6 protein-coding genes are annotated in these 7,750 nt (G+C 42.6%); 5 read left to right on the top strand and 1 reads right to left on the bottom strand.

The genetic code is table 11. From position 1 onward, the window contains the following. Nucleotides 1–94 precede the first annotated feature (94 nt). Nucleotides 95–2,065, bottom strand: coding sequence for an alpha-L-arabinofuranosidase C-terminal domain-containing protein (locus AC1DPZ_RS18020; RefSeq protein ID WP_477405912.1), 1,971 nt, complete (start codon nucleotides 2,063–2,065; stop codon nucleotides 95–97). Nucleotides 2,066–2,514: 449 nt separating this feature from the next. Between AC1DPZ_RS18020 and AC1DPZ_RS18015 the strand changes: the two genes are divergently transcribed. The 5 genes from AC1DPZ_RS18015 (at nucleotide 2,515) to AC1DPZ_RS17995 (ending at nucleotide 7,727) form a co-directional block, all read left to right on the top strand. Further along, nucleotides 2,515–2,898 carry an HYC_CC_PP family protein gene (locus AC1DPZ_RS18015; protein WP_477405910.1) on the top strand — a complete coding sequence of 128 codons (384 nt, stop codon included), beginning with the start codon at nucleotides 2,515–2,517 and terminating at the stop codon, nucleotides 2,896–2,898. Nucleotides 2,899–3,035: 137 nt separating this feature from the next. Then, entirely contained in the window at nucleotides 3,036–3,281 is a 246-nt protein-coding gene (locus tag AC1DPZ_RS18010; protein ID WP_477405908.1) for a heavy metal-binding domain-containing protein, read from the top strand. A gap of 48 nt (nucleotides 3,282–3,329) precedes the next feature. Next, nucleotides 3,330–4,604: an efflux RND transporter permease subunit gene (locus AC1DPZ_RS18005; protein ID WP_477405906.1), complete on the top strand. Its 1,275-nt coding sequence runs from the start codon at nucleotides 3,330–3,332 to the stop codon at nucleotides 4,602–4,604. Further along, nucleotides 4,601–6,493, top strand: a complete 1,893-nt coding sequence (locus AC1DPZ_RS18000; RefSeq protein ID WP_477405904.1) for an efflux RND transporter permease subunit — start codon at nucleotides 4,601–4,603, stop codon at nucleotides 6,491–6,493. The genes AC1DPZ_RS18005 and AC1DPZ_RS18000 overlap by 4 nt, the downstream gene beginning before the upstream one ends. Nucleotides 6,494–6,497: 4 nt before the next feature. Beyond that, nucleotides 6,498–7,727 (top strand): TolC family protein, encoded by a 1,230-nt coding sequence (locus AC1DPZ_RS17995; protein ID WP_477405902.1) that lies wholly within the window; start codon nucleotides 6,498–6,500, stop codon nucleotides 7,725–7,727. The last annotated feature ends 23 nt before the right edge of the window (nucleotides 7,728–7,750 follow it).

Genomic DNA, 7,750 nt, shown 5'->3' with positions numbered 1-7,750 from the left:
GCACAACTCATTGTATAACTTTTGATGAACCGTCGATCTTGCTTGTTTTTGTTCTGATTACGGTTAGTGTATATTGAGGGATTTAAATAAAACCTTACCTGGTTTGTACCTGTAGTACGTTGACAGAGTATGCATCAAAAACCCGCGTAAATGTTTTACCTATCCCCTTGATCTTTTTACTTACAGGCACTATTTTTTCCGGTTCGGTTATGCTATTGGTATCTTCAGGACTATTCCCCTTTAATACAATAAGCGTTCCGTTTCCGGATACTTTTCCGGCACCTTTCATATCAATTGTAACAGACTGGGCTTTACCCGATGCATTTACCACCTTAAGATACACAGACCCGGTTTTGCTATCTTTAGTAGCAACATAAAATAATGCCGGTATAGCTGCATTTTTATCTTTTGCCGATTTATTGGTTTGCGTAGGGATATTCTCTCCGCTTACCTGCACAACTTTATTGCCCAGGTAATTACTGAACATTTTTTGCGCATAATATGATGGTGAGCCAAAACTTGCAATAGCATCATAACCTATCAAATCAGACTTCCACTGCATAGCTCCCGGACTAACATTTACGAAAAGCGGTGCATAGCATGACATAACCACATGATCGGAGTTGCGTTCCATGCCGGTCATCCAGGCCGCGTCTCCTAATGCTGCATTCAGATTGGTTGTAGGACTTCCCTCACGTGTTGCCCATTCGCCAACAAATATCTTTGGGCCGTTGCGGTCATAATTATCATAATGAGCTGCATCTTGCTCCATCTCCCATGCGTTACGGTAATAATGTTCATCAATCACCTCCGGTTTGCGGCTTTTAATTTCAAATCTTGCACCAAGGGGATCCCTTCCGCCTATTGTCGAAATGATCTGTAATTGCGGATACTTTGCTTTTATTGCATCATAAAACTGGGCAAAACGACCATCGTAACTTCCCGATTTGTCAAAACCATCCTCGTTGCCCACTTCAATATACGTGAGCTTAAATGGTTCGGGATGCCCATCCTGTGCACGCTTTGCTCCCCATTTGGTGTTCACATCACCGGTCACATATTCAATCTCTTCTAAGGCATCGTCAACAAATGGCTTTAAAAACGGACCGGCATCAATATGGTCTCCTTTAAGCGTATAGCCGGCATAAACTGCCAGTAAGGGTTCCATTTTCAAATCTTCACACCATTCTAAAAACTCCAGCAAACCCATCCCATCTGATGAACGGTAACTCCAGCAACCTGCATGTCCTGGGCGTTCCTCAAGCTTCCCTAACGTATTTTTCCACGGAAAACGGGTAGAAAACCAGTCGCCTTCCAGGTAATTACCTCCCGGGAACCGCAGAAACGTAGGCTTCATATCTGCCATCAATTGCATAATATCGGTCCTGTTGCCATTAGGGCGATTATTGTAAGTAGGCGGAAATAATGAAACCAGGTTAAACCAGTAGGTGCCCGTATGGCTGGCAGAGATCACAAAACGGGCTTGTAAGGTTGGTTTAATATTATTACCGGTGCTTAATTGTACCTCGTACTTTTTCCATTCGCCTTTATTTAATGTAACAGGCGCCGAAGCATAGGTTACTGTACCGTCATTACTTTCAATGCTTACAGTTAAAGGTCCGGCAGCCTCATCTGTAGCTTTAGCATAAAACGAAGCTTTATAGGTGGTTTGTGGCTTTACCGGTATTCCCCAGTAACCTTCGTTCGCTATGCCAACCCGTCCGCCATCTTTGGTCACATCAAGCTTTAAACAGGTACTTAGTGAAGCGTTAATGGCTTGCTTTTCATCCAACTGAATATTTCCTTTTCCGCCTCCGTATTCCACAACTGCCCAATTATCAGGCGCTTTAGGGTTGTCTTTAAAAACCCGGTTCCTTATCAGCTCTGCATACAACCCGCCATCATAGGAGTGATTGATCTCCTCTGTCATTAAACCATATAATTTCGAACTTACATCTACCCCATCTTTGCCCAGATCCAATGTTAATTTAACAGTTTGCGCATTTAGGCGCTCTGCAATAAAAAAGCACGATAGTGCAATGGAAATAAAAGTTACTTTTTTCATTTATCAATAGGTTGTTTTAGCACGCTAAAGAAATAGCGTCATTAAGTTTATTTTGGTTTGCCCCGATCTTTACCAGGGGTTTATTTATTTTATAAATGTATAAAGAACAATTATATTTTCAGACAAAAAATTTTCATTTTTTTATCACTGAAAAAAAATACGCCAAAAACAACCCGTTTAAACCTCATATGATTATATAATGAAGCAAATGACTCTTTATACCCCATGTTAATTTCCAATAAACATAAGTGTTAAAACAACAATAATATTATATAAAAAAGTAAAGCCAGGTTGTCTTTTTGCAAAGGTTTTATGTCCGGCAACTGGAACTATATGGAGGCCGATAGCGCTGTTGTTGCAGTTATAAATACAAGCTTGTTAAAAGTAAAATCTTAGCCTTAACCCATTGAATTATATTATTTTTTAATTAAAGTAAGTATATTCGATGTATGAAACGTACCGCACTCATTATATTAACGGCCATTTACCTTTTATCATGTGTGGGTATTGGGGTTAACCGTTTTTATTGCTGCGGTAAGTTGGCTTCTGTCACCCTGATCTATGGCGCAACTGATAAGCAGGATCAAAAATCGTTAAAAAGCGATAACTGCTGTAGAAACGAAAACCAATCTTTTAAGATCAAGGATACGCATGTTAGTGCCGATTCTTTTGTTTTTAATGAGTTATCACCTGTAATTCTGCCATCTTTCAATTCATGGAATCCGGTAGTTATTGTTAACGATCATAATCAAAATACCAGTTATCAAAGCAATGCCCCTCCGGGTAGCAGTGATACACCTATTTATACCCGCAACTGTACTTACAGGATCTGACCTGTATCTTTTCTCTTTAGCCTTTACAATCTGTAATCCGGCTAATCTTTATATTAAAATTCATCATCTTAATTTATAATCAATGCGCAGGCTTATAATGTCTTGCGCCATTTATCCATTTCTAATTTTTTATAATCATGAAAAAAGTAATGCTGATTGCTATGGCCATTTTATTTTCGGCTGCAACCGTATTTGCGTCCCACTCACCTACGGCGGTTGCCGACACCACTAAAACCAAAAAGGTTAAGCCAGTTAAAGTACAATACACCTGCGCCATGCACCCGGAGGTGTTGAGCGATAAACCCGGAAAATGCCCTAAATGCGGGATGACTTTAGTAAAAAAGGAACCTGCTAAAAAGAAAGCTGCACCAATGAAAATGTAATTCATTTAATCCCGGTGCATAAGCACCGGGATTATCAAAACCATTAAGATGATTAATCAACTTATTACCCTGTCTTTAAAAAACAGGTATATTGTTTTGCTTATCGCGATTGCTCTTTTTTCCTGGGGAGCCTACGCGGTTAAAGAAAACCCCATTGATGCCATACCCGATCTTTCGGATAACCAGGTGATCGTATTCACCGAATGGCAGGGCCGCAGCCCGCAGATTATGGAAGACCAGGTAACTTACCCGTTGGTGAGTAATTTACAGGGCATTCCAAAAGTAAAAGCCATACGCGCTACCTCCATGTTTGGGATGAGCTTTGTTTATGTTGTTTTTGAGGATAAAGCCGATGTGTATTGGGCGCGAAGCCGGGTACTGGAACGGCTTAACTATGCACAGCGTTTACTGCCGGAAGGTATTACACCAACATTAGGGCCGGACGGAACCGGGGTAGGCCATATTTTGTGGTACACGCTGGATGCAAAAGGGATTGACCTTGGCGAACAGCGGGCCTTGCAAGACTGGTATATTAAACTGGGGCTGCAAACAGTATCCGGCGTTAGTGAAGTGGCCTCATTCGGCGGCTTTCAAAAGCAATACCAGATCAATATCGACCCGCATAAACTCAACTATTACAATATTCCCTTATCGCAGGTGCTTAAAGCCGTAAAAAGCAATAACAATGATGTAGGAGGCCGCAAGTTTGAAATGAATGGTACAGGTTATATCGTTCGCGGCCTGGGTTATATCAAGTCGTTACCCGATGTGGAGAATATTTCCGTCGGCGTTATTAAAACTGTCCCGGTAAGGGTAAAAGATATTGCCACTGTTCAAATGGGCGGCGATGAACGCTTAGGAATTTTTGACCAGAATGGTGAAGGCGAAGCCGTTGGCGGAATTGTGGTGATGCGGTATGGAGAAAATGCCGATAAGGTGATCCATGCGGTTAAGGATAAAATGAACGACATCCAAAAAGGCTTACCTCCGGGTGTGAAATTCAGGATCGCCTATGACCGTAGCGAGCTGATAGAAAATGCCATTGGTTCCGTGAAACGTACGCTGATTGAGGAAATGATTACGGTATCCATTATTGTTATCCTGTTCCTGTTTAGCTGGCGAAGCGCCCTTGGTATTATTATACAGATACCTATTACCATTGCTACCAGCTTTATACTGCTTAACGCTTTTGGCATATCATCCAATATCATGTCATTAACGGGCATCGCCTTAGCCATTGGGGTGATAGTAGATAACGGCATTGTGATGGTCGAGAACTCGCACCGGAATTTATCCATTGCACAAGAAAAAGAAAGATCATGACCGCAGGAGAACGAATTAAAATCATAGAAGCATCCTGCAAACAGGTTGGCCGGGGCGTGTTCTTTTCTACGCTGATTATCGTGGCGTCATTCCTGCCGGTATTCTTGCTGGAAGGCCAGGAAGGTAAACTGTTTGGCCCTTTGGCCTGGACTAAAACATTCATCCTCGCTATTGATGCAATCCTTGCGGTTACACTGGCACCTGTGCTGATCTCCTTTTTTCTGAAAGATAAATTAAGAACAGACGAGCATAACCCACTGAACCGTACACTGGAAAAGTTATACAGCCCAATATTAAACTGGTGCGTTACGTGGCGCAAAACCACCATAGGCGTTAACGTAATTGCATTACTCATCAGCATACCGCTGTTATTGAGTTTAGGCAGCGAATTTATGCCGCCGCTTGACGAAGGTACTATCCTGTTTATGCCGGTTACCTTACCGGATATTTCCAACTCCGAAGCAAAGCAGCTTTTGCAGGTACAGGACAGGATCATTAAAAGCATCCCCGAGGTAAAAAACGTTTTGGGCAAAGCCGGACGTGCCAATACAGCTACCGATAATTCGCCCATCAGCATGGTAGAAACCATTATCCTATTAAAACCTGCCAGCGAATGGCGCAAGGGAATTAAAAAGGAAGACATCGTTAATGAGTTGAATGCCAAGCTACAGATCCCCGGCGTAGTGAACGGCTGGACACAGCCAATCATCAATCGTATCAATATGCTTTCAACGGGTATCCGTACCGATGTTGGATTGAAGGTATACGGGCAAAACCTGGATACTATTTATGCCTTATCCAACCAAATGAAGCAGGCTTTGTTGGGTATCAATGGGGTAAAAGATCTGTATGTTGACCCCATTACAGGCGGCAAATACCTGGACATACAGGTGAATAAAGATGCCATTGGCAGGTATGGGTTAAGTGTAGATGATGTAAACCAGGTGGTAGAAAGCGCCCTGGGCGGCATGAACCTTACCCCAACCATTGAAGGGCGCAGACGCTTCAGCGTAAACCTGCGTTTGGCGCAGGATTACAGGAGCAATTTAGACGAGATTAAACGTACACTGGTACAAACACCATCTTACGGCCCTGTTCCATTATCCTCTGTTGCCGATATCAGGATCGGCGATGGCCCGGCTATGATCCAGTCTGAAAATGCCTTATTACGCGGCACCGTATTGTTCAATGTTCGTGACCGGGACTTGGGAAGTACCGTGCAGGAAGCACAGAACAGATTAAATACGATGGTTAAATCTTTACCCAAAGGATATTTCATCGAATGGAGCGGTCAGTATGAAAACCTGATCCGCGCAGAACATACGCTGAAATTAATTTTACCGGTGGTGCTCATTATCATATTCGCCTGCCTGTACTTTGCATTTCATTCTATCCGCGAAGCATTTTTTAGCCTTATCAGTATTCCGTTTGCACTTATCGGTGGGGCTTACATGGTTTATTTTTTTGGCGTGCATTTATCAGTTGCAGTAGCCGTGGGCTTTATTGCCCTGTTCGGTATTGCTGTGGAAACCGGTATAGTTATGGTAATTTATTTGAACGATGCCATGCAGCAACTGGTTGCCTTAAAAGGAAATTCAAAAGAAACCATTACCAGGGAAGACCTGCGGGTTTATGTAATGAACGGCGCGGTAAAACGCCTAAGGCCCAAGCTCATGACCGTTTGTGTAGCCCTATTTGGCTTGGTGCCTGTGCTTTGGGCAACAGGAACCGGCAGCGATGTGATGCTGCCAATTGTACTGCCGATGATTGGCGGTGTGTTAACTTCTTCCACGCATATTTTACTGGTTACCCCGCTAATCTTTTTGATGGTAAAGGAATACGAACTAAAAAAATATGGCAGGCTGGAAGTATTTGAGGTAAAGGAATAATATCATGAAAACGAAACATCAAATTATATATACCCTGCTGATCTGCCTTGGCTGCATAACAGCACAGGCACAACGATTACCGCTGGATAGTGTCCTGGCACAAATTGTTGTTAACCCGGCCTTGCAGGCATATGATGCTAAAATCAGCTCTCAGGATGCTTATGCAACCGGCGCCAAAAGCCTGGATGCACCAAAGATTAGCGCAGGGCAATATCAAACACCTTACCAGGCAAATCCAAATATGGGCTCTTTTATGATAAGTGGCGAGCAAATGTTCACCAACCCGGCCAAGCTGCGGACTAAGGAGGCTTATATGAAAGGGATGTCGAAGGTAACGGCAGAGGACAAAAATTACCTGAAAAACCAGCTCGTCGCCCAGGCAAAGCAATATTATTACGAACGGGTGGTACTGGAAAAGAAGCTGGCATTATTGCAGCGTACACAAAGCCTTTTTGAATATATGCTCAAGGATGCCAATATCCGGCTAACATACGGTAAAGAAAAGCTAAGCAATATTTACAAAGCCAAAGCAGACTTGTATGAACTGGATAATACCCGCGAACAGCTGAATAATGAGATCAGCCAAAAGAATATCATGCTGAATACCCTGATGAACAAGGATAAACAAACTGTATTTATGGTGGATACTAATATCGTGTTGAAAGATTATGAATCGGCTATTATTGATACCGCGGCCCTTACAACAAACCGCAGTGATATTAAAGGCATAAGCCGAAACATTGAATTGCAGCAATTAAATGCCAAAATGGAATACAGCAAGCGTAAACCCGACTTTGGCATCCAGGCGGCGCACATGCTCAGTTACGGCGGATATGCCAATCAATATGTTTTAATGGGCTCTGTTACCATACCCATTGTCCCCTGGGCTTCTAAAGAATACAAGGCCAATCTAAAAGGTATCCGTTACGAAGGGGAGGAATTACAACAGAAAAGATCAGCTATACTCAACCAGGCCCAAGGGCTATTAGCCGGTTTAAGAACAGATATGAGCAGTAAAAAAAGGCAGCTGAAAAACTATCAGCAAAACATCATTCCGGCGCTGCAAAATGCTTATAAAACAGCATTGCTCGCTTATGATCAAAATACGGGTGATCTGCCATCTGTGCTCAACGGTATTAAAGAATTACAAGTGGCAAGAATGTCGGCTTTAGACCGTTTACAGGAATTTTTAACGTTACAGGTAGCTTATGAAAGGGAATATGAAAAGTATTAAGCTAATATTGACAAGCTTTCTGT

It is taken from the genome of Mucilaginibacter sp. P4_G9, from assembly GCF_056400985.1.
This window is presented reverse-complemented; position numbering and strand designations above follow the sequence as displayed.